At 69.0% G+C, this 21634-nt stretch carries 20 protein-coding genes; 11 read left to right on the top strand and 9 right to left on the bottom strand.

What is annotated here, in order from left to right; all coding sequences use genetic code 11:
- Positions 1–140 precede the first annotated feature (140 nt).
- Positions 141–743 (bottom strand): TetR/AcrR family transcriptional regulator, encoded by a 603-nt coding sequence (locus tag BM394_RS16220; protein ID WP_092979490.1) that lies wholly within the window; start codon positions 741–743, stop codon positions 141–143.
- A gap of 163 nt (positions 744–906) precedes the next feature.
- Between BM394_RS16220 and BM394_RS16215 the strand changes: the two genes are divergently transcribed.
- Positions 907–1761 carry an NAD(P)H-binding protein gene (locus BM394_RS16215; RefSeq protein WP_092979489.1) on the top strand — a complete coding sequence of 285 codons (855 nt, stop codon included), beginning with the start codon at positions 907–909 and terminating at the stop codon, positions 1759–1761.
- A 172-nt stretch (positions 1762–1933) separates the two neighbouring features.
- Here BM394_RS16215 and BM394_RS16210 read toward each other — a convergent pair whose 3' ends face one another.
- The gene (locus BM394_RS16210) at positions 1934–2461 is read right to left on the bottom strand and encodes a GbsR/MarR family transcriptional regulator (protein WP_092979488.1); all 528 of its coding nucleotides are present in this window, start codon (positions 2459–2461) and stop codon (positions 1934–1936) included.
- A 461-nt stretch (positions 2462–2922) separates the two neighbouring features.
- Between BM394_RS16210 and BM394_RS16205 the strand changes: the two genes are divergently transcribed.
- Together BM394_RS16205 and BM394_RS16200 are read left to right on the top strand one after the other, a co-directional pair.
- A complete protein-coding gene (locus BM394_RS16205; RefSeq protein WP_092979580.1) occupies positions 2923–3849 on the top strand; it encodes an ABC transporter ATP-binding protein in 927 nt (308 codons plus the stop codon).
- Positions 3846–5441, top strand: coding sequence for an ABC transporter permease (locus BM394_RS16200; RefSeq protein WP_092979487.1), 1596 nt, complete (start codon positions 3846–3848; stop codon positions 5439–5441). Before BM394_RS16205 ends, BM394_RS16200 begins: the two co-directional genes overlap by 4 nt.
- A gap of 48 nt (positions 5442–5489) precedes the next feature.
- On the opposite strand, the gene BM394_RS16195 is transcribed toward BM394_RS16200, so the two are convergent.
- Positions 5490–7991: a UvrD-helicase domain-containing protein gene (locus BM394_RS16195; RefSeq protein ID WP_092979486.1), complete on the bottom strand. Its 2502-nt coding sequence runs from the start codon at positions 7989–7991 to the stop codon at positions 5490–5492.
- Between the two features lie 280 nt (positions 7992–8271).
- Here BM394_RS16195 and BM394_RS16190 point away from each other — a divergent pair, with 280 nt between their 5' ends.
- Entirely contained in the window at positions 8272–8580 is a 309-nt protein-coding gene (locus tag BM394_RS16190; protein ID WP_092625234.1) for a chorismate mutase, read from the top strand.
- Between the two features lie 76 nt (positions 8581–8656).
- On the opposite strand, the gene BM394_RS16185 is transcribed toward BM394_RS16190, so the two are convergent.
- Positions 8657–9448, bottom strand: a complete 792-nt coding sequence (locus BM394_RS16185; protein ID WP_092979485.1) for a 3-hydroxybutyrate dehydrogenase — start codon at positions 9446–9448, stop codon at positions 8657–8659.
- Between the two features lie 194 nt (positions 9449–9642).
- A complete protein-coding gene (locus BM394_RS22870) occupies positions 9643–10206 on the bottom strand; it encodes a transposase (RefSeq protein WP_245780243.1) in 564 nt (187 codons plus the stop codon).
- Between BM394_RS22870 and BM394_RS16175 the strand changes: the two genes are divergently transcribed.
- The 6 genes from BM394_RS16175 (at position 10199) to BM394_RS16150 (ending at position 17332) form a co-directional block, all read left to right on the top strand.
- Positions 10199–10516: a hypothetical protein gene (locus BM394_RS16175; protein WP_092979484.1), complete on the top strand. Its 318-nt coding sequence runs from the start codon at positions 10199–10201 to the stop codon at positions 10514–10516. The two genes, BM394_RS22870 and BM394_RS16175, sit on opposite strands and share 8 nt — an antisense overlap.
- 171 nt (positions 10517–10687) lie before the next feature.
- Positions 10688–11425, top strand: a complete 738-nt coding sequence (locus BM394_RS16170) for a PIG-L deacetylase family protein (protein ID WP_092979483.1) — start codon at positions 10688–10690, stop codon at positions 11423–11425.
- A gap of 46 nt (positions 11426–11471) precedes the next feature.
- Positions 11472–12686 carry a hypothetical protein gene (locus tag BM394_RS16165; RefSeq protein ID WP_092979482.1) on the top strand — a complete coding sequence of 405 codons (1215 nt, stop codon included), beginning with the start codon at positions 11472–11474 and terminating at the stop codon, positions 12684–12686.
- A gap of 18 nt (positions 12687–12704) precedes the next feature.
- Positions 12705–13484, top strand: a complete 780-nt coding sequence (locus tag BM394_RS16160; protein WP_092979481.1) for a hypothetical protein — start codon at positions 12705–12707, stop codon at positions 13482–13484.
- Between the two features lie 411 nt (positions 13485–13895).
- Entirely contained in the window at positions 13896–15437 is a 1542-nt protein-coding gene (locus tag BM394_RS16155; protein ID WP_092979480.1) for a serine/threonine-protein kinase, read from the top strand.
- A gap of 221 nt (positions 15438–15658) precedes the next feature.
- On the top strand, positions 15659–17332 hold the full coding sequence (locus BM394_RS16150; protein ID WP_092979479.1) for a serine/threonine-protein kinase: 1674 nt from the start codon (positions 15659–15661) through the stop codon (positions 17330–17332).
- 25 nt (positions 17333–17357) lie between these two features.
- On the opposite strand, the gene BM394_RS16145 is transcribed toward BM394_RS16150, so the two are convergent.
- Positions 17358–18251: a LysR family transcriptional regulator gene (locus tag BM394_RS16145; protein ID WP_092979478.1), complete on the bottom strand. Its 894-nt coding sequence runs from the start codon at positions 18249–18251 to the stop codon at positions 17358–17360.
- Between the two features lie 128 nt (positions 18252–18379).
- Between BM394_RS16145 and BM394_RS16140 the strand changes: the two genes are divergently transcribed.
- Complete coding sequence (locus tag BM394_RS16140) at positions 18380–19342, top strand: DMT family transporter (protein WP_092979477.1); 963 nt, start codon at positions 18380–18382, stop codon at positions 19340–19342.
- A gap of 85 nt (positions 19343–19427) precedes the next feature.
- Here BM394_RS16140 and BM394_RS16135 read toward each other — a convergent pair whose 3' ends face one another.
- The 3 genes from BM394_RS16135 to BM394_RS16125 form a co-directional block, all read right to left on the bottom strand.
- The gene (locus BM394_RS16135; RefSeq protein ID WP_092979476.1) at positions 19428–20180 is read right to left on the bottom strand and encodes a DUF2267 domain-containing protein; all 753 of its coding nucleotides are present in this window, start codon (positions 20178–20180) and stop codon (positions 19428–19430) included.
- A 138-nt stretch (positions 20181–20318) separates the two neighbouring features.
- Positions 20319–20708, bottom strand: coding sequence for a DUF2267 domain-containing protein (locus tag BM394_RS16130; RefSeq protein WP_092979475.1), 390 nt, complete (start codon positions 20706–20708; stop codon positions 20319–20321).
- A 164-nt stretch (positions 20709–20872) separates the two neighbouring features.
- Positions 20873–21586, bottom strand: coding sequence for a response regulator (locus BM394_RS16125; RefSeq protein WP_092979579.1), 714 nt, complete (start codon positions 21584–21586; stop codon positions 20873–20875).
- Between the last annotated feature and the right edge of the window lie 48 nt (positions 21587–21634).

Raw genomic sequence — 21634 nt, 5'->3', positions numbered from 1 at the left:
CTCCCAAGGCTCCGACTCACGTGCCGGCTACCAGGTCACGCACGAGGACTGATGTGGTTGTTGTCCGCAACGGCACTTGACCGGTCCGACAGCCGTTCGCCGCATCAGGGCAGGAATCCCGCATCAGGACGGGGACACCGTCATCGTCCGTCCGCGGCGGGCTGGTGCCCGCGGATCCCGTCCAGGAGGTACGTGGTGCGGCGGTCGTAGTCGTCCCGGGCAGGCAGGCCGCCGTGTTTGAGGGCGAGGGCGTTGTCGACGACAAGTGCGTGCAGGTCGCTCGCCGTGAACTCCGCCCGCAGTGCGCCGGATTCCCGCCCCGCTGCGACGAGCTCGTCGTTGACCTCGCTCCCGACTCGGCAGATCTCCATGAGCTGCCGCGAGTGCGGGTATGACTGCAACAGGACGTCGTTGACCGCGGGCTGGCGGTACTGGAGGTCGCGGAGCGCGGTGAGGTAGTACGCGATCCGCTCGCCGACGTCCTCGATCGTCCGCGTGTGATCGATGACGGCGAACAGCTCCGTCGCGACGACCTCTTCGATGACGGCCTCGATGAGGCCGACCCGGCCGCCGAACCGGTTGAAGATCGTGGCCTTACTCACCCCGGCGGCCCTGGCGACCTCCTCCAGAGGCACCGTCAGTCCCCGTCCCTGGAACGCACCGATCGCGGCGGACCGGATCTGTTCGGAGTTACGTCTGGCATCGGCCCGCAGCCGTGGCTGCGATGGCACCGCACCGGTCAAGGTTCTCACCGACTCTCACTGGCGCTCGGCATCGAAATTTGACTCCCCGGGTCAGTTTACCTACCGTTGCCTGCGAGGCATAAACTGACCCATAGGGTCAAGTTATGCCGCCGTCCTCCACCAGGGCGGACAAGGTGTGGGCAGACAGGAAGAGGCCACAAGCATGATCGTTGTCACCGGTGCCACCGGCGGGTTGGGTAGCGCCACCGTCGAGAACCTCCTCGAGCGCGTACCCGCGGACCGGATCGGCGTCAGCGTCCGTGACGTCGCCGGGGCGCGGCATTTCACCGATCGCGGCGTCCGTGTGCGGCAGGGCTCCTACGAGGATCCGGCCGCGCTGCGCCACTCGTTCGCCGGTGCCGAGCAGGTACTGCTGGTATCGGGCAACGATCCGGCGGCCGACTTGGTCGGCCTGCATCGCAATGCCATCGAGGCCGCAGTCGCCGCAGGCGCCCAGCGGATCCTCTACACGAGCCAGCAGGCCGCCGTCCCCGGCAATCCGTACCGGCCGTCGGAGATCCACATCGCCACCGAGGACGTCCTCGCCGAGTCCGGAGTCGCCTGGACCGCGCTGCGCAATGGCGCCTACGGCACGCTCGATCAGGTACTAGGCCCGTGGCGACGGACCGGGGAGATCGCCCGACCGGAAGACGGTCCCGTCCCGTATACCGATCGTGCGGACGTAGCCGAGGCCACCGCGGTCATCCTCGCCGGTGGCCGCTCCTTCGACGGCCCGATCACCCTCACCGCGCCGGTCGCCGTCACCTTCGACGATTTCGCCACGATCGCCTCCGAGCTGACCGGCCGCACCATCGAGCGCACCGTCCTGAACGACGAACAGTGGGTCGCCGACCAGATCACGAGCGGAGTCCCCGAGGAGGCGGCCCGGCTCATGCTCACCTGGTACCAGGCCAGCCGCGCCGGCTACTTCGCGGCAGCCGATCCCCTGCTGGCCGAGCTCCTCGGTCGCGAGCCCAACAGCGCTGCCGACCGGCTCGCGGCCCGACTCGCCGACTGAAGCGTTTCCAGCCGATCGCCTGCTCGCCTGATCCGGGTGTACGCCCCGGCAGGCAGCAGTGGATGCCTGTTACCGAAACGGCGGTTCCACGTGTCCTGAACGGCTGGACACTGGTCGAGCACGCAGGCACGCTGCTGTTCGAACCGGCGTCGCGGTACCAACCGTCGCGGTACTAACCGTAGTGGGCGTTGTCGCCGTATTTCTGCTGTCGCCACTTCGTCATGATTCGGGGTAGCTCGGCACGCAGGAACTCGAAGAACCTGCGGGTCTCGTCGAGACGCGCGCCCGCCCTGGTGTCCGGCCCGAGCGTGTCGGTGCCCGCCCGGAGCGTGTCCTCCCACTGCAGGAACTGGTCGTCGCGCTGCGCGAACGCCTCGTACCACATGTCGTCGCGCACCTGGTAGTGATCGTGGCGCTTGCCGGGCTCACGCTCGCGCGACAGCAGCCCCACGCGGATCAGGTAACGCACCGCGCCGGAAACGGCGGCGGCGCTCACCCGCAACGAGCTCGCCAGTTCGGCCGCGGTGCACGAGCCGTCGTCATCGACGAGCATCCGCGCGAACACACGGGCGGGCATGCGGGGAAACCCCGCCTCGGTCAGGTTGAGCGCGAACCGCTCGACGAACCGAGCCACCTCCTGCTCGTCACGGCCTGTCGCGTCCACCGGTTCCGGCGCGGGATCGGGTGCTGTCTCGGACATCCGGGACCTCCCGCACTCGTACCACGCATCACTCGCGCGACTGATTCATACATTTGCTAAGTTTCACAGCTCCGTGAAAACAGTCTATCGCAACGACTCCGAACCCCGGGAATCCCGCCGCCGCCTCGCGAAGTCGACCGCCTCACGATCCCGGCCGCCTCACGATCCCGGCCGCCTCACTGGCGCGGCCGGACATCCACTCCGCGATTCGGCTCCGCGCCGGCGGGCAGGACGCGGAACCGGACGGAGCCGGCAGCACGATTCATTCTGTTCACAGATTTATGAACGTTGTGTACTGTGTAAAACGTGGTACGCACGATCGCCAGCACCGGAGCCGACAGGGCGGACCGCCGCGTGAAGCGGCTGTACTCCTCCCGCGCGGGGGAACGTACGGCGGACTCCGATCCGCCGCGGTTGTGAAAGGCAGCCGAACCGCCCGAATCCGTTCCGAAGGAGTCACGTTGAACTCCGACCCCACGGCCGTGACGATCTCCGGCCTTACCAAGAACTTCGGTCCGACCCGTGCGCTGGATGGGCTGGACCTGAGCGTGCGAACCGGCGAGGTGCACGGTTTCCTCGGCCCGAACGGCGCGGGGAAGACCACCACGATCCGGATCCTGCTCGGGCTGCTGCGCGCCGACTCCGGCGAGGCGAGACTGCTCGACGGCGACCCGTGGCACGACGCCACCGAGCTGCACCGCCGCATCGCCTACGTTCCGGGCGACGTGACGCTGTGGCCGAACCTCTCCGGCGGCGAGGTCATCGACCTGCTCGGCCGGTTGCGCGGCGGCATCGACCAGCACCGCAAGGAGGACCTGCTGCGCCGGTTCGACCTCGATCCGCGCAAGAAGGCACGTACCTACTCCAAGGGGAACCGGCAGAAGGTCGGTCTGGTGGCCGCACTCGCCTCCGAACCAGAGCTGCTCGTGCTGGACGAACCGACCTCGGGGCTGGACCCGTTGATGGAGGAGACCTTCCGGGAGTGCGTTCGGCAACAGCAGCGCGAGGGACGCACCGTGCTGCTGTCCAGCCACATCCTCTCCGAGGTCGAGGCGCTTTGCGACCGGGTGACCATCGTCCGCTCCGGGCGCACCGTGGAGTCCGGCACCCTGGCCGAACTGCGGCACCTGACCCGCACCTCGGTCACCGCGGAACTCTCGGCGGCCCCGGAGGGGTTGGCCGAGCTGTCCGGCGTGCACGACCTGGAGATCACCGGCACCCACGTGCGCTGTGAGGTGGACACCCCGCACCTGGACGGGGTGCTGCGCGAACTCACCGCGGTCGGGGTCCGAAGTCTGACGAGTCAGCCCCCCACCCTGGAAGAGCTGTTCCTGCGGCACTACGAGCAGCGGTCGGAGACCTCCACCCCCGAAGGAGCGAACCGATGAGCACGTTGCGCGGAACGGGAGCGCTCATCCGGCTGATACTTCGCAGGGACCGGATACGCATCCCGGCATGGATCCTCGGAGTGGCGGTGTTCCTGCTGGGCAGCGTGGCCACCTTCCCGGTGGCACTCGACTCCGCCGCCGACCGGCAGGCACGGGCCGCCCTGATGGACAACCCGGCCACGGTGGTGCTGACCGGACCCGGTTTCGGCCGACAGGACTACACCTTCGGCGCGATGGTCGCCAACGAGATGGGCGGGATGACGGCGGTGCTCATCGCACTGATGAGCATCCTGCTGCTGGTGCGGCACAGCCGCCACGAGGAGGAGAGCGGCCGGGCCGAGTTGCTGCGCGCGGGAGTGGTCGGCAGGCACGCCCCGCTCACGGCGGCGCTGGTCACCGTCATCGGCGTGAACCTGGTGCTGGGCGCCCTGCTCGGTTTCGCACTGCCCGTGGTGCTGCCGGAGCTGAGCACGGCGGGTTCGCTGCTGTTCGCGGCGGGGCTGGCCATGGTGGGCACGGTCTTCACCGCGGTGACGGCGGTGACCGCACAGCTCATGGAGCACGGCCGAGCGGCGGTGGGGGCCGCGGCCTCGCTCCTCGCGCTGAGCTACGCGCTGCGCGGCGCGGGCGACCTGGGCGACGGCACACTATCCTGGCTCTCCCCGGTCGGTTGGTCACAGCGCACCCGTGCCTACGTCGACGGCACCGGCTGGCCGCTGCTGCTCGGGGTAGCGCTGACGGTGCTGCTGCTCCTCGGGGCGTTTCTGCTGCGTTCCCGGCGCGACGAGGGAGCGGGGCTGGTGCGGGGTCGCTCCGGTCGGGCGACCGCCTCGGCACTGCTGTCCGGCCCGTTCACGCTGGCACTGCGGCTGCAGCGCGGCGTGCTGACGGGCTGGACGGTCGGTTTCGTGCTGTTCGGCGCGTTCGTGGGCGCGATAGGTGAGCAGGCAGCGGTGTTCGCGCGGGAGAACGAGACGGCCCGGCGCTACTTCGAGCAGGCGGGCGGAGCCGACTCGGCCGAGACGATGATCGCCACCTACCTCTCGCTGATGGGCATGGTGGCCGGTGGGTTCGCGCTGCAGTCCGCCGGGCTGCCGCGTGCCGAGGAGTCGGCCGGACGGGTGGAACCCCTGCTGGGTGGCACCCCGCTGAGCCGGTCGCGCTGGGCGCTGTCCGGTCTGGCGGCCACGCTGTGCGGCAGCGTGCTGGTGATGGGCGGGGCCGGGCTCGGCGCGGGGCTGGTCTACGCGGGAACCAGCGGAGACCCGAGCAACGTCGTCCGAATACTGGGGGCGGCGCTGGCCTACCTGCCCGCGGTCTGGGTACTGGCCGGGCTCTCGACCCTGCTGTTCGGGGTGCTGCCCAAAGCCACCGGCCTGAGTTGGCTCGTCCTGACCGGGATCGTCTTCGTGGGGATGTTCGGGCCGCTGCTGCGAGTGCCGGACCGGATCTCGGACCTCTCGCCGTTCGCCCACGTGCCGACGCTGCCCACCGAGGAGTTCACCCCGGTACCGCTGCTCGTGCTGGCAGCCACGGCGGTACTGCTGACTGCGATCGGAGTCGCCGGATACCGGCGTCGTGACACGGCTTGAACCGTCTCACCCCGGACCTCGCGGCCGAACCGCGAGGTCCGGGACGTTCTACAGCTTTACCAGCGGCACGCTGCCGATGAGCATGAGCCGGATGGTGCCCGAGTCGCCGAAATCGATGTTGGCCGTGGCGCGCGCCCCCTCACCGTCGGTGGAGAGCACCGTGCCGAGCCCGTACTTGTCGTGGTTGACCCGGTCGCCCACCTCGAGCTTGATCGGAACGGAGTTCTTCCAGCTCGACGCACCACCACCGCGGGAACCGCGATCACCCGACCCGGAGGGACCTCCGGGCCCGGCCTCCGAACCACCGCGACCGCCCCAGCCGCCACGCTCGCGTGGTGCGGAACGCTCCGGCTCCAGCTTGCGCCACTCCACGAGATGTTGCGGAATCTCGGTGATGAACCGCGAGGCCGGATTGGTGACCGGCTGCCCCCAGGCGGAGCGCATCAACGCGCGGGAGAGGTACAACCGTCGCCGGGCGCGGGTGATACCGACGTAAGCCAGCCTGCGTTCCTCGGACAGCTCCTGCGAGTCCCCCAACGCCCGCATGTGGGGGAAGACGCCGTCCTCCCAGCCGGTGGCGAACACGACCGGGAACTCCAGTCCCTTCGCGGTGTGCAGTGTCATGAGCGTGACCAGGCCGTCGCTGTTCTCCGGCAACGCGTCGGCGTCGGCCACCAGCGAGACGCGTTCCAGAAAGGCACCGATCGAGTCGTCGGGCAGTGGGTTGTCGTCCTGTTCCGCGTTCGCGGAGTCACCTTCGCCGGAAACCTCGCCGTTCGAATCACCGCCGTCCGAATCACCGCCGCCGGAAGCACCATCCGATGTGGACTCCGACTCCCCGGTCGGGCGCGTGTCGCCGAACTCCCGGGCCACGCTGATCAGCTCGTCGAGGTTCTCCACCCGGGAGGCGTCCTGCGGGTCCTCGCTGCTCTCCAGCTCACCCCGGTAGCCGGTGCGTTCGAGCAACGTGCGCAGCACCTCGGCCACATCGTTGTTCGCGGCCACCTCGCGCAACTCGTCGAGCAGTTCGGTGAAACCGGCGACGGCGCGGGCCGCACGCGAGTTGAGCTGCCCGATCTCGCCCCGTGCCGCATGCCGTAGCGCGGCACCGAACGAGATGCGCTCCTGCTCGGCGTACTCGGCGAGCACCGTCTCGGCACGCTGTCCGATCCCGCGCTTGGGGACGTTGAGGATTCGGCGCAGGCTGACGGTGTCGTCGGGATTGTCCAGAACCCGCAGGTAGGCCAACGCGTCACGGACCTCACGGCGCTCGTAGAACCGCACCCCGCCGATGACCCGGTACGGCAGTCCCAGCCTGATGAACACTTCCTCGAACACCCGGGACTGGTTGTTGGTGCGATAGAAAACGGCGATGTCGTTGAAGGTGGCCTCTCCCGAGTCCACGAGCCGGTCGATCTCGGCGGCCACGAACGCGGCCTCGTCGTGCTCGTTGTCGCCCACGTAACCGACGAGCGGTTCCCCCTCGCCCGACTCGCTCCACAGCCGCTTCTCCCTGCGGCCGGTGTTGGAACGGATCACGGAGTTGGCCGCCGACAGGATCGTCTGGGTGGAGCGGTAGTTCTGCTCCAGCACGATCGTGTCCGCCTCGGGGTAGTCCCGCTCGAACTCCTCGATGTTGCGGATCGTGGCGCCGCGGAAGGCGTAGATCGACTGATCGGCGTCACCGACCACGCACAGTTCGGCGGGCGGGACCTCGCTCGCGTCCGACTCGGTACCGACCAGCTCACGCACCAGCGCGTACTGCGCGTGGTTGGTGTCCTGGTACTCGTCGACCATGATGTGCCGGAACCTGCGGCGGTAGTGCTCTGCCACGGCCGGGTGATCACGCAGCAGCGAGACCGTACGCATGATCAGGTCGTCGAAGTCCATCGCGTTGGAGTCCGCCAGCCGACGCTGGTAGGCGGCGTAGACATCGGCGACCTTGCGCTCCAGGTCGCTGCCGACACGTTCGGCGGCCGTCTCCGGATCGACGAGTTCGTTCTTCAGGTTCGAGATCTGCGCCGCGAGCGTGCGCACCGGATACCGCTTGGAGTCCAGTTCCAGGTCCCTGGCCACCAGCGTGACGAGCCGCCTGGAGTCGTCGGCGTCGTAGATCGAGAAATTGGTCGAGAGCCCCAGTGTTCTCGCTTCACGGCGGAGGATGCGCACGCACATCGAGTGGAAGGTGGATACCCACATCGCGTTGGCGCGCCTGCCCACGAGCTCGGCCACCCGTTCCTTCATCTCGGTGGCGGCCTTGTTGGTGAACGTGATCGCCATGATCTGGCCCGGATGCACACCGCGCTGGTCCAATAGGTGCGCGATGCGGTGGGTGAGCACCTTGGTCTTGCCCGATCCGGCCCCGGCGACCACCAGCAGTGGCGTACCGCTGTGCAGTACCGCGCGGCACTGCTGCGGATTCAGCTCCGAGACCAGCTGTTCGCTGGAGGGCAGCGGCGCGGCCCTCGCCGGGCCGTCCCGGCCATCGGGAGGGGGCATCCCGTCGGATCGGACGGGACCGTCGGCTGCGGCGTCGAACAGGGTGCTCATCGGTAATTCAGAGTACCGTTCCGGAACCGGCGTACCACGGGCAGCCGAGGCCGGACACCGCACCGACATCACTCGTTCGAACCAGTGAAGAAGTGGTGGTGCGACCCGGTTCGTTGTGGCAGACTGACCGCGTGCTTACACGTAGCCGCCAGTTTTTCTACGGGCCCGGGACTCCGGCGTCCGTAGCTGTGTAAGCTCCAAGAACGATGCCCCGGAGTTCCGAACCCGGGGCGGTGGCGCATCCGGGGCGGATTCCGGGACCGACGACCCGGAGGAAGAGTTGAGCGCGACCGTGGACAGCGATCAAACCGGTGCCGAAAGCCCCGACCCCGAGTGGCCCGCCGAGAACGGTTCGGTCGAGGAACTCAGGGACGAGATCGACTACCTCGACGAGGAAATCCTGCGTCTGATCAAACGTCGGGCCGAGGTATCCCGCCAAGTGGGCGCGGCGCGAATGGCCGAAGGTGGCACGCGCATCGTCTACAACCGGGAAATGGACGTGTTGGCGCGCTACCGTGAGCTGGGATCCGAGGGACGGGAACTGGCGATGATCCTGCTCAGGCTCGGCCGCGGCAAACTGGGGCACTGACCGGAGCTTCCGAACGGGTTCGGCCGAACGATCGCCCGGTGGGAGCCGGCGGACGACCGAGCGGTCCGGCCGGACCTCAATGGGCCGACCAACCACCGTCCATCGAGAACGAGGACCCGGTGACCGAGACGGCGGAAACACCGCACAACCACGCGGTCAGCTCCGCCACCTCCACCGGGTCCACCAACCGCTTGACCGGCGTGCGCGCGAGCAGCACGTCCTCGATCACCTGCTCCCGGGGAACACGGTGCCGCACGGAGTGCTCGGCGATCCGGCGTTCGAGAAGCGGAGTACGCACGTACCCCGGACAGATGCAGTTCGAGGTCACACCGTAACCCGCCGCTTCGACGGCCACGGTCTTGGACAACCCTTCCAGGCCGTGTTTGGCGGTGACGTACGCGCTCTTCAGGGGTGCGGCACGAATGCCGTGGACCGAGGAGATGTTGACGATCCTGCCCCATCCGTTGTGGTACATCCCGGGCAGCGCCGAACGGATGATCCGGAACGGAGCCTGCACCATGACCGCCAACAGCAGTTGGAACATGTCCGGCGGATACTGGTGCACCGGAGCCACGTACTGCAGCCCCGCGTTGTTGACCACTATGTCGGTGTCCTCGCCCAGTTCGGCGACGGCATCCGGTTCGGACAGGTCCGCGACGGTGTACCGCGCCCCTGTCTCCTCGGCCACCCTTTCCACCGATTCCGCGAGGCGGTCGACGAGCAGCAACCGGGCCCCGGAGACCGCCAGTTTCCGCGCGACCGCCGCCCCGATCCCGCTCCCCGCTCCGGTGACGAGCGCCCGTTTGCCCGTCAGATCCACCGCGACTTCGGCGGATGGCCCCGCCGCGGCAGCCGAACTGTCAGCCATACCGGCAACTTAAAGGTGGTCTCGGCCGCTATCCAACATCCGTACAGGGGCAATTCGCTGCGGAATCCGCCGACCGCCGGGCTTTTTCGGCGGTGGCCGGGCTCTTTCGACGGTAGCTGGGCTTTTCGGGTACTACGCTGTCGATCGGATTCGACGTCCTCACCGTTCTGAAGGGCGGTGATTCTCTACTGCGCCTATGCGGCGCTTCGGTGGGTTCCTGCTTCGTCCCCGTCTGCCCCGGTGTGGGGTCTCATGTCGGGTCCACAGGCGTTTTGCCTCTCCGCACGTCCTGCGGCGAGGATGTCGATAGCGGCGTTGCGGTCGCGATCGTGCAATGCCTCACACGGGCGTTCCCAGGTGCGTGCCGATAGCGGTTTGGCTCCGTCGATGCGACCGCAGGCGGGTAGCAGCGTTTCCTCTCCTGCCTCGACCACGAACGAGCAGTAGTAGCGCTTGTCGGCGGTCTTGACGATCGTTACCGACGACGGCCGCGACGGTAGGTCTCGTGACCAGGCGACCTTGATATCTCCAACTTTGGAGAGTCGGAGCTTGCCGGTGGGGCGGATGCTGAACCCGTCCGGCTGGTACCGGATGGCCTGCCGGTTGTCCTCGCGGGACTTAAACCGGGGTGCTCCCATCCGTTTCCCGGCGCGGTTGCCTTTCAGGCTGTCGAAGAAGTTCTTGTACGCGGCATCGCAGTCGCGGATGGCCTGGTGGCCGAACCGGCCACGATTGGGGGAAGATGGACATATGGGCACGATTATCGACGTGATCGCGTTCGTGGTCACTCTGCTCGCGTTGTTGGCGGCGCTGGGCCACGCTGGGTATCTGACGTTGTTGTCGACCGCGGCGCGGAAACGGCCCGGCGGACAACCGGCCATCAAGTTCGCCCGGAAACGGGCCCCCGTGGCGGGTACCGCGCTCGGCCTGGGACTGCTGGCCGTGCTGCTGTCCACGGGTGGCGTGGTCCCGGACGTGTTCGCGATCCTGCTCGGTGGTGGCGTGGGACTCGGTTCGACGCACGCGTTGCGGAGCACCCAGCAGGACTTTCGTGGTGGCAGGTACTGATCGGAGCTCTCCGCTCCCCGCATGAGGGCGTGCCCGCGTCCGGGCCGGAACCGCCCTCCCGCGGCTGCCCGCTCTCGCCCGGAAGTGGACGTCGAACGAACCGCCATGATCACTGATCGTGTCTTTCCGACCCGTTTCCGAGATGTCGGCGGGGCTGCCTAGGCTGTCCCCGTGATCGATTCACCGAACCCGCCCACCGGCGTCCCGGAACGCGTTCTCGTGGTGACGGCCCATCCCGATGACGTCGACTTCGGCGGTGCGGGAACCGTCGCGGGCTGGACGGCGGGCGGCACCTCGGTCACCTACTGCGTCTGCACCGCGGGCGAGGCCGGAGCGCCGGAGGACGCCACTCGGGAACGGGTGCGACAGCTGCGTATCGCGGAGCAGCGACGTGCCGCCGCACGGGTCGGGGTCGACGACGTACGTTTCCTCGACCACGAGGACGGCAGGCTGTCTCCGGACCTGACGTTGCGCCGCCGTATCACCCGGGTGATCCGTTCCGTGCGCCCGGAGATCGTCGTCACGCACTCCCCCGAGATCAACTGGTCCCGCATCGCGCTGGCCCATCCGGACCACCGTGCCGTTGGTGAGGCCACCCTGGCGGCGGTGTATCCGGACGCGCGGAACCCCTTCGCACACCCGGAGTTGCTCGACCGGGAAGGACTGCGGCCGTGGACGGTACGGCAGCTCTGGATCACAGAATCGCCGGAAGAGCGCGCCAATCACGCGGTCGACGTGACCGACCGGTTCACGGACAAGATCGCGGCACTGTCGGAGCACGCCTCGCAAGTGGCGGATTCACGGGATCTCGCCGCGATGCTGCGCGAGCACTTAGGCGACAACGCGCGACGACACGGACTGGTGGAGGGCCGGCTGGCCGAAGTGTTCCAAGTGGTCAACACCGAGTGAGCCGGCGCGGGGAGTACCGGACGGCACGGCAGAAGGGCGAGTCGCGATGGACGGTGGCGGGCCGAACCGCTATCCGGGCGAGGACGGCGAGGCCGCGGGTACACGAGTGAACCACGGTGGTCCGGAACGCCGCTGCGTAACCGGGACGAGTCGTGTCACCGGCACGAACCGTGTCACCGGGACGAACGACACGGCCGCGTCGGACGCACCGCCACGATCCCGTTGCCCGGAGGAACCGGAGGGCGGGCTGTGCGAGTTCGGACTCGGCATGATCCCCGCTTCGATCACCCCGCCGCGCACCTGGCGGCGGGCGGCATGGTTCGTGGTGGTGTCGGCGGCAGCGGCGTTGGGGGGAATCGTGCTGGTCACAGCGGTGGTGATGAGCAACGAACCCGCTCGGTTGGCCACGGACCCCCGACACCTGCCACGAGCCGGGGAGTACCCACCGCTGTACCGATCGGACGAGAACCCCGCCGGTTCGGGAATCGAATCCACCGCCGAAGACAACGGTGCACCGGAACCGAGTTCCTCCGGGGGGTCGCGACAGCCGATGGCGACCGGACGAACCGGCGACGGTGTTCCGCCCGTGCACGACCCCCCGACCGGCACACGACAGCGGAGTTCGACAGCCGCGCCGTCGGCGTCACGGCAGAGCACGGCTCCCACGCGCGAGATCCCATCCGGCGACACAGCGGGGAACGACCTCGCGGCGGACGATCCAGCGGTGGAGAGCTCTTCGCAGGGCACCACACCAACCAGCGACACCCCAACCAGCGATACCCCGGCCAGCGACACCCCGGCCAGCGACACCCCGGCCAGTGACGATCCGCCGGGCATCGCTTCCGCCGGGACCCTCCAGCAGAGCGCTACCCCCTGGCACACGAGCACGTCCGCCCCCACGGAGCGCCCGGAACAGCAGCACCAGACACAGCAGGGCACGACGATGCCGTCGTCCGTGATGCTCGGCCTCACGAAAAGCTACTTCCGCTCCCTCGATGCCGGGGAGCCGTACCTGGCGCACGAACTGACGGGCGGATCGCCGCATCGCACCGGTTTCACCGGTCTGCGACGACGGTACGCGGAGTTCGGCTCGGTCGAACTCGTCAGCAGCACCGTACGTGGTGACGGCACGGTGAACGAACTGCGCGTGAAGCCCGGGGGCGGTGAGTCGACCACGCGCTACCGGCGGCTGGAATTCGACGAGCACCCGCGGCGAGTGGTCGCCGACGAGCCCGTGGACGATCCGCCCGGGAACCGCTGACGGGTCGGGAGGAACGACATGTCGGAATCGACACGAAGCGGGGCCCCCTTCGAAGAGGTGTGGCCGGTGGACCACCACGGCGAGGCGGCGGAACCGCGGTCCGTCGCCGGCGCGACGAGCTCCGCACACCGAATCCCCGGTACCGGGACAGGACCGGTCCAGCTCGGTGGACGTTCGGTGTTGTGGACGGTAGGAGCGTTGGGGGCGCTGTTGGCGATGGGCGCTACGACGGCTCTCGGCGTGGTGTTGTCGGACTCGACGCCGCCGCGTTCGGAGCGGAAGACGCCGAACCGCACGGGATTGCCGATAACGGGTGCCGCGGCGCTGCGGGTGGACCTGCTGCTGGAACGAGCGGGTCGGTCGAGGGCCCTACCGGGAAGCTCCGCCGCACGGGCGGAACTCACGGACGAGTCAACCGTGACGAGCTCGGCCGACGGCCGCACCGGCAGTTCGCGGCTCGGCCCGCCCGGGGAGACGTCGGTTCCGTCGGTGCGTGTGGTGCGCGAGTTCCACAGGCTGTTGGGAGCGGAGCCGTCGAGCGCCGTACGGCTGCTCTCGGTGAGCATGACCGAGGCGCAACGGGCGGACATCGTGCGGAGCTGGCGCGCGCTGCGATCGATTCGCTCGGACGAGATCAGCGTGACCACGAGCGGACGAGTGGTGTCGACGGTCGCGGCGCGTGACGCCACGGGAACCAGAATCGCACTCCGCTACTCCTTCGCGGTCGACGACGGCTCGGATCCGCGCATCCCGCGTGTCCGGTTGGACGCGGCGCGGTTCCGGGAGCCGGAACGGTAGGACGCCTGGACGACACCACTTCCGTGACTAAGAACACCGGTAACCGCGGGACGGCCGTACCGACGGCTCTCCCCGGCCGGTATTCTCACAACGATGCGGCAACGAACTGCCACGTCGCCGGAATCCCGGGGACGGTTCGGGGCGAACCGCTTCGTCGACGGCGCGAGCGCAGGGCCGGTCACGCGGCCTCGGAGCGGTCGAAGACTTCCCCGCTCCGCCGGTTCCTCGGTGGGCTAGGGTGCCGTGTCACGGTCGTTCGGTTTCCGTGACCGAACGCGGTCGCACAGTGAACGTGTACATGTCGGAGGGCCACGCGGGGCCCGCAACAATCCACCGATCCCGACGACCCGGTGAACCGGTGTCCCCGGCGACGAGGTCGACCGGGATCGAGAGCAGTACGGGGAGACGTCGGTGAGCGACGAAGGTCGCCTGGTCGCCGGACGCTACCGAGTGCAGCGGCGCATCGGAAGCGGCGCAATGGGCGTGGTGTGGGAATGCGTCGACGAGCGCCTGCACCGCACGGTCGCGGTCAAACAATTGCTGACCCAGCCCGGTCTGGACCCGACCGAGGCGGAGGAAGCGCGACAACGGGCGATGCGCGAGGGACGTATCGCGGCACGGCTGCAACATCCGCACGCTGTCTCGGTCTACGACGTGGTGGAGGAGAACGGCGACCCGGTGCTGGTGATGGAGTACCTGCCGTCCACCAGCCTCGCGGCGATGATGTCCGAGCACGGCCCCCTGCCGCCGCGCGAGGTGGCACGGATAGGGACGCAGGTGGCGGCTGCGCTCGGGGCGGCGCATTCCGCCGGAGTGGTGCATCGCGACATCAAACCGGGCAACGTGCTGCTCGGCGACAACGGCACGGTCAAGATCACCGACTTCGGCATCTCCCGGGCGCAGGGCGACGTCGCCGTCACCAAGACCGGGATGCTCGCGGGAACCCCCGCCTACCTGTCACCGGACGTGGCCTGCGGCAAGGAGCCCAGCCCCGCGTCCGACGTGTTCTCGCTGGGAGCGACGCTCTACGCGGCCGTGGAGGGCAGACCCCCGTTCGGGCAGAGTGAGAACACGCTGGCACTGCTGCACTCCGTGGCGGCGGGCAAGGTGCAACCACCGCAGAACGCGGGACCCATGACCGATCCGCTGCTGGCGATGCTGCAGCCCGGCGAGGACGAGCGGCCGGACATGGCGCAGGTCCACGAGATGCTGCAGGACGTCGCCAACGGCCAGGCGGTGACCTCGGTTCCCACCAAGGCCGCTCCCATTCCGTCCGCGATGACTCCGGGCACGGCCGCCGCGACCGATCCGCCTTCCAACCCGCGTAACGGCGGAACGATGGTCGGGGGACCCCAGGAGCCGGAAGGCCGTTTCGGTGGCACCGCACGGGCGGAGGCCACCGGCCACGCCGGCTCGGGTCCGCCGCCCGAAACGGCCGCGCGCGGACGGCGAAGCAGGGTTCCGCTGGCGGTGTCCGGGGTGCTGCTCGTGGTGGCCGCGGTCGCGGGGATCCTGCTGGCGACCTCGCTGTTGAGCAACGACTCCGACGGTGGGAACCCGAGCGGTGAGGAGAGTACACAACCGGTGGTGCCGCCCGCGGCGGGCGAATCGAGCACCACCGAGACCACCGAGCCGGACTACCCGGAGGACGACGACTACCAGAACCAGGATCCGGACTGGGATCGTCCCCCCGAGCAGGACGAGCCCGCGACGGAGACCTCGGCATCGGAGAGTTCGGAACCTCCCGAGACTTCGGCGAACGAGCCGTCCGACCCGAGTTCCGATCCGGACGGGAACCCCGAGGAAAGCGACTCCAACAACTCGGGCGACAACGAGGGCGGGACCGACAGCGACCCGGAGGACGGGACCGGCGACGGTGAAGGGTCCGACAACGGTAGTGGGTCCGAGGGCGGCAGCGCCAGCGGTGGCGGTTCTGACAGCGGCGGCGAGTAGGCCGAGTAACAGCGAAGCGTCCGGTGGCGATGCGAACGGCGAGGGGTAACAGGTGGTTCCGCCGAGTGGTTCAGTACCCGGCCGCTCGGCCCCGGTGATCCCGACCGGCCCGCAGCGCGGCGGTCGGGACGCAGTACTGTTGTGCCCGTCGCGTGATGCCGTTCCGGCAGGAGTTCGGTCGGCACGTCCGGTCACCGACATCGCCAGGATCTGGGAGAACTGTGAGCGCCGAAGGTCGTCTGATCGCCGGACGCTACCGGCTGCACGAGAGCATCGGCAGCGGTGCGATGGGAGTCGTTTGGCGCGCGGTCGACGAACGGCTGCAGCGCACCGTGGCCGTCAAGCAGTTGCTGCTGCAGCAGGGCCACACCGAGGCCGAGACCAGGGAGGCCCGCGAGCGCTCGATGCGCGAGGGGCGAATCGCGGCTCGGTTGCAGCACCAGAACGCCATCGCGGTGTTCGACGTGGCCGAGGAGGACGGCCAACCGGTGCTGGTGATGGAGTACCTGCCCTCCGAGAGCCTCGCCTCGCGGATCTCCGAGCGGGGCCTGCTCTCGCCGATCGAGGTCGCGGGAATCGGGGCGCAGGTCGCGGCGGCGCTGGCGGCGGCCCACCTGGCCGGGATCGTGCACCGTGACCTGAAGCCGGGCAACATCCTGCTCGGCGGCGACGGCACCGCCAAGATCACCGACTTCGGCATCTCCCGGGCGGTCGGCGACGTCGCGGTCACCAAGAGCGGCATTCTCGCTGGCACACCCGCCTACCTCTCCCCCGAGGTGGCTCTCGGCAGGGATCCGGCCCCGGCCTCGGACGTGTTCTCGCTGGGCTCGACCCTCTACGCCGCCATCGAGGGCCATCCACCGTTCGGGGTGGACGACAACGCGATCAGTCTGCTGCACCGCGTTTCACGCGGACAGGTCGACCACCCGCGCAACGCCGGACCGATGACGCCCGCCCTGCTGGAACTGCTGCGGGCCGATCCGGTGGAACGGCCGACCATGGCCCAGGCCAGGGACATTCTGCAGGCGGTGCGGGACGGCAGACCCCTTCCGGGGCTCGGGGGCAGCCAGCAGCAGGGACAGGGTCCCGCCACCCCGGTCGGGCCGGTGAACCAGGCGGCTCCGGCCGCGGCGGCGCCGAGCGTGTCCGCACGACCGCCGAACCAGGGCATGCCGCCGGGCGGGACACCGGCAGCCACCGCTGCCGCGGGCAATCAGTCGAACCCCACGCGAGTGGGAGCGCCTCCGGCGGCGGCCAATCCGCCCACCAGGGTCGGTGCCGAGAGCGGAGCGGTCAGCACCGGCACGGTCAAGCGAGTGGCGGGCTGGACAGTGGCGGTGATCGCGGCGATCCTGCTGGGGATACTGGCGGCGAACGCCTTCACCGGAGGCGACGGCGGCGGCTCCGGCGCCTCGGACGCGGCCGCGGCTGCCACGAGCACCTCGGCGGGCGAACTTCCCCGTTCACGGGGTAGCTCGTCCGACTCGCCGAGTTCCGGGCGCTCGAACGAGGCGGCGACAACCACGAGTTCCACGACACCACCGTCCTCCGCCGATTCCTCGGAGAAGGATCCCGCTCCGAACTCGGTCGGTGACGACGAACTGGTCGGCACGGTTCGGACCTACTTCGACACGGTCACCGACGACACCGACGACGCGTGGCGGATGCTGGGGCCGGAGCTGAAATCGGTCGGGAAGGAAACCTACGAGGATTTCTGGGACTCGATAGAGAGCGTGGAGATCGTCAGCGGCCCGAAGGTGATCGGCGACAACCAGGTGGAGGCAGTGCTGCGCTACCAGAAGGAGGACGGTGGCAGCAGCACCGAGCGGCACGTCTTCGGCATGATCGTCAGAGGCGGAGAGCCGCTGGTCAACACCGACAGCGGCGCCACCTGATCCCGCCGTTCGCCCGCCGCGGGACCTAAGCCTGCGCGGTCTCGCGGAGGACCTGCAGCAAGGCCGCCGTGTTGGGGGCGTGCACCACCGACTCCCGTACGGCCACGTGGATCCGACGGACCGGTTCGGGATTGCGCAACGGCCGTACCTCCACACCCGGATGCACCGGATCCAGTCCCAGTCGTGGGACGAGCGATATCCCCATCCCCGCCGCGACGAATCCTTGTGACGACTGTGGACTGTCCGATTCGAGCGCCAGGTGCGGCGTGAATCCGGCGGCGGCGAACGCGTCGTAGAGCGACTCCGCGCACGGTCCAGACCCCACGGAGTCCTGGATCCAGGACTCCTCGGAGAGCCGGGCCAGGTCGATGTACTCCTCCGAGCAGAGCGGGTGCCCCACGGGCAGCACCACGCGGTAGGGCTCGTCGACCAGGTGCAGCAGTCGAACGCCGGAGACCGAGGGGACATCACGTCCCACCACGATCACGGCCAGATCCGCGTCGCCCTCGGCGACCCGATCCAGCATTCCCTCCTCCTGCATTCCCAGGTCCAGCCGAACCCGCGGATACCTGTCCCGGAAGGCGGCCACGGCGGGCGGGATCAGCGCGACGCTGGCGCTCTGGAAGAACCGCAGGCGCAGCACGCCGGAATCCCCGGCACGCATTCCCGCGAGCTCACTCTCCGTTTTGGACAACAGTTCGGAGAGGTCCCCGGCCCGTTCGGCCAGCATCGTCCCGGCCGCGGTGGGCCGGACGCCCCTGCCCACCTTCTCCAACAACGACAGTCCGGCCTCTCGTTCCAGCGTGCTGAGTTGCTGGCTGATGGCCGAAGGGGTGTAACCCAGGTTGTTCGCGGCAGCACTCACCGAACCGCTGTTGACCACGGCTCGCAGCACCTGCATCCGCCGGACATCCAACATGCCACGAATAGTACAGCAGAACTGAAAGGTGTGTGTAGAAAAATCTACTTGTGCTTATCCGACTCGGCGCCCATCGTGTTGGTGGTGACTGGTTCACCACGACGACCGGCCTGCTGTGGAGGACTTCCGTGTACAACCGCGCCAACTACGTGCGGCTGCTTACGCTCGCGCTGCTGTGGGGAGCGAGCTTCCTGTTCATCAAACTGGGGCTGGAGGCGATGTCGCCCACCCAGGTGGCGTTCTCCCGGATCACGCTCGGCGCGGTCGTGCTGGTGGGCCTGTGCCTGCTGAACGGTTTCCCTCTCGTCAACCCAGCATCGCCCGAGGGGCGACGGCTGTGGGGCAGCATCGCGGGCGCCGCGGTGTTCAGCAACGTGCTGCCGTGGGTGCTGTTCGGCCTGGGCGAGCGCACCGTCGACTCCGGCATCGCGGGGGTGCTCAACGCGACCACACCGTTGTGGACCGTGGTGTTCGGACTCGCGTTCGGAACGCAGCGTTCCCTGTCCCCACCGCGATTGTTGGGGCTGCTGCTGGGTTTCTCGGGGGTGGTGGTGATCCTGGCGCCCTGGAACGGTTCGAGCGGCCTGCTGGGATGGGGTGCGCTCGCCTGCCTGGGCGCCGCGATGAGCTACGGGCTCGGTTTCGTCTACATCGGGCGCGGTCTGAGCGGGCCCGGTCCCGACGGGCAGCGGCTGTCACCGCTGACGGTCGGCGCGATGCAGATGTCGGCGGCGACCGGGATCGCGGTGCTGACCCTGCCGCTGGGCGGTCTGGGGCCGGTCGAGCTCGCGCCGGTTCCGCTGCTGGCGGTGGGTGTGCTGGGAGTGTTCGGCACCGGATTCGCGTTCGCGCTGCAACTGCGGATCGTCTCCGACGAGGGAGCGACCACCGCCTCCACCGTCACGTACCTGATGCCCATCGTCTCGGTGCTGCTGGGCTGGATGGTGCTCGACGAGAGCTTCGGCCCGCGCGTGCTGCTCGGGATGCTGATCGTGCTGGTGGGAGTGGCCCTGAGCCGCACGAACGTGCGCGGCGACCGGAAGTCCCGGAACGGCGCCGAGCGGAAAACCCCGGAACCGGCGCGCGACTGAGTTCCCCCACCCCTTCGTACATTTCGCGAGAAATCGACGCACGGCCACGAGGCTCACCGGGCGGGGTCACCGCCGTGTGGCGGGGTCACCGACCCCTCGCTAGTGCGGCCACGGGCTTGGGAAGCTGATCGAGGGTGTCGGCCGTCTCCTCGGGGGCCCACTCGCCCAGCACGTTGAACACGGCGCCGGTGTGGTCCCGGACGACGTTCGGATCGGTCACGTCACTGCGCCGGGCGATCTCCGCCAGGAACCGATCGGTGTCGGTGTGCTGGGCGAATTCCCGCGTGTCGAGGAGTGCCCCGATCTCCGGCGGAAGAGCACCGGTGAGCCGGTCGACTTCACCCCGGCTGACGGCTTGCGCCGTCACCCCCAGCACCGCATGGGTCAGCTGCCGAGCCTGCTCCGTGTCGTCGAGCGCGGCGCGACGGCGCACCTCGGCCAGCATGGTGTCCGCCGTGGTGCTCAGGCCGCTGTCGCTGGGCAGCAGCGTCGCGTAGTCGTCGGGCAACTCGTGCAGCAGTCGGCGCAGCTGTACCGATGGAAGCGCTCGGCCGACGACGGCGAGTCCCGCCCGGCCGTACTCCTGGGCCCGCTCGGAGTCCGGGGCACCGCTCAACTGGCCGATGCGGTCGAGGAAAGCGTCCACCGAGAGCGGATCGCCGGGCCCGGCGGGCTGAACCTCCTGCAGCTGCCGCGGCAGGTGTGCTCGCAGCTCGGCAGCCACGTTCCAGGCACTTTCACCGAGGGCCTGAACCGTGGCGGCCAGCACCGTGTCGGGGTGCGTGACGCCGGGCTCCAAGCGCCGCTGGAGCGTGTTGATCATCTCTTCGTAGTCCATCCGCTGCCTCCCGGATACGGCTCCTCCCGGATACGGCTCCTCCCGGATACGGCTCCTCCCGGATACGGCTCGCCCGTCGAGGAACACGACTCGTCGCTCCACCGGCGGGTGACAACGTTCTGCCACGGCTACCGGGTTCTACCGCGGCTGTTGGAACAGCGGAGCGTAACCAGCGGGCAGTTGGGACCGCAGGTCGTCGATCTCACCGGCGGAGACGAACTCGGTGATGGTCCCCAGCACCGCCTGGGCATGGGTCAACGCCGTCTCGGGATCACAGCCGCGACCCTCGCGATCGGCGACCCGCCGCAGGAAGTCGTCCAGGTCGTCCCCGATCTCGTCACCCCCGGTGTGCTGCAGCAGTGGCTCCTGCAGTTCGGGAGGCAACTGACTGGCCAGATCCCTGGGCTCCTGTCCGACCAGGCGCTGACCGATGGTGGCGAGCACTATCTTGCTCGCCTGGTCGGCGTGTTCCCGTTCGGTCGGTCCGCCGTGCCTTTCCACGGCGCCGAGGAACTCGTGGTATCGCATCGTCGAGTCGACCGTCCTTTCCGGTCGGTTATCGGCGAGCTGACGCTGCTTGTCGGGTGCACGACGTGCTCACCGCTCTGGCGGGCGTGACTAATCGCCCCGGGTCACCCGGATTGCCGGTACCGGACGTGGTCAAACATGGCGGCACCATCGGTTCGCCCGCCTCACACCAGCCTGCGGTCGGAGGCCCACTTGGACAGCTCGTAGCGGTTGGACAACTGGGTCTTGCGCAGCACGCTGGAGACGTGGGTTTCGACCGTCTTGACCGAGATGAACAGCTCGGAACCGATCTCGCGGTAGGAGTACCCCCTCGCCAGCAACCGCAGCACGTCGCGCTCCCTGCGGGTGAGCTGGTCCAGCTCGGGGTCACCCACCTCCGCCGAGTTGGAGCCCTGCGAGAAGGCGTCCAGCACGAAACCGGCCAGCCGGGGTGAGAAGACCGCGTCGCCCGCCGCGACACGGCGAACGGCGTCGGCGAGTTCGCGCCCCGAGATCGTCTTTGTGACGTAGCCGCGCGCCCCACCGCGGATCACCGTGATGACGTCCTCCGCGGCATCGGAAACCGAGAGGGCGAGAAAGACGACACCGACCCCCCGCTCGCGCACCCGGCGCAGCACCTCGGCACCCCCGCCGTCGGGCATGTGCACGTCGAGCAGCACCACGGCGGGACGCAGGTGCTCGATGCCCGCCACGGCCTCGGCCGCCGATCCCGCCTCACCCAGCACCCGAACCCGGTCCTCGAACGCGGCGAGCTCGGCGCGGACGCCGGCTCGGAACAGCGCGTGATCGTCGACGAGGTAGACCCCGACCGGCCCCTGCTCACCGGCACCCGCGGCGCTCTCCCCCGTCGCGCTGTCACCCACCGTGCTGTCACCCATCGGGTCGGCCGCGCGCTCCGCCGGATTCCGCCGCTCGTCCTCTCGCTC

Source organism: Actinopolyspora lacussalsi subsp. righensis (assembly GCF_900116555.1).
Lineage (GTDB): Bacteria > Actinomycetota > Actinomycetes > Mycobacteriales > Pseudonocardiaceae > Actinopolyspora > Actinopolyspora lacussalsi.
Note: the sequence above shows the minus strand (reverse complement) of the source record. Positions and strands in the feature narration are given on the sequence as shown.